Genomic DNA, 895 nt, shown 5'->3' on the forward strand with positions numbered 1-895 from the left:
ATCGCCGCCGCCCGCCGCGAGGCCCGCGCCTCCTTCGGCGACGACACCCTCCTGGTCGAGCGCTGGGTCGACCGCCCCCGCCACATCGAGATCCAGATCCTGGCCGACGGCCACGGCAACGTCGTCCATCTCGGCGAGCGCGAGTGCTCCTTGCAGCGCCGGCACCAGAAGGTCGTCGAGGAGGCTCCGAGCGTGCTCCTCGACACCGGCACGCGTGCGGCGATGGGCGAGGCGGCGGTCCAGGCGGCCCGCTCGTGCGGGTACGCGGGCGCGGGCACGGTGGAGTTCATCGTGCCGGGCAGCACTGTGCCCATCGGGGGGACACCCCCCGAACCCCCCGTGTCGTCGTTCTACTTCATGGAGATGAACACCCGCCTCCAAGTGGAGCACCCGGTGACGGAGTTGGTGACCGGACTCGACCTGGTGGAGTGGCAGTTGCGGGTGGCGGCGGGTGAGCGGCTCCCCTTCGCGCAGGACGACATCACGCTCACCGGGCACGCCGTGGAGGCACGGATCTGCGCCGAGGACCCCTCCCGCGGCTTCCTCCCCTCCGGCGGCACCGTCCTGAAACTGGACGAACCCTCCGGCGACGGCGTCCGCACCGACTCCGGGCTCTCCGAAGGCACCGAGGTCGGCAGCCTCTACGACCCGATGCTCTCCAAGGTCATCGCCTACGGCCCCGACCGCGCGACCGCGCTGAGGAAGCTCCGGGCCGCCCTCGCGGACACGGTGACGCTGGGCGTGCCGACGAACGCGGGGTTCCTGCGCAGGCTCCTGGCCCATCCGGACGTCGTGGCGGGCGAGTTGGACACCGGGCTCGTCGAACGGGAGGCGGACCGGCTGGTGCCCGGTGAGGTGCCGGTGGAGGTCTACGCAGCGGCGGCGCTGCTGCGGC

At 72.6% G+C, this 895-nt stretch carries 1 protein-coding gene; it reads left to right on the plus strand.

What is annotated here, in order from left to right; all coding sequences use genetic code 11:
* Positions 1-895: ATP-binding protein (locus R6V09_RS54015; RefSeq protein ID WP_442810322.1), on the plus strand; the 895-nt coding region annotated here is incomplete at both ends.

It is taken from the genome of Streptomyces sp. W16 (assembly GCF_033194735.1).
Lineage (GTDB): Bacteria > Actinomycetota > Actinomycetes > Streptomycetales > Streptomycetaceae > Streptomyces.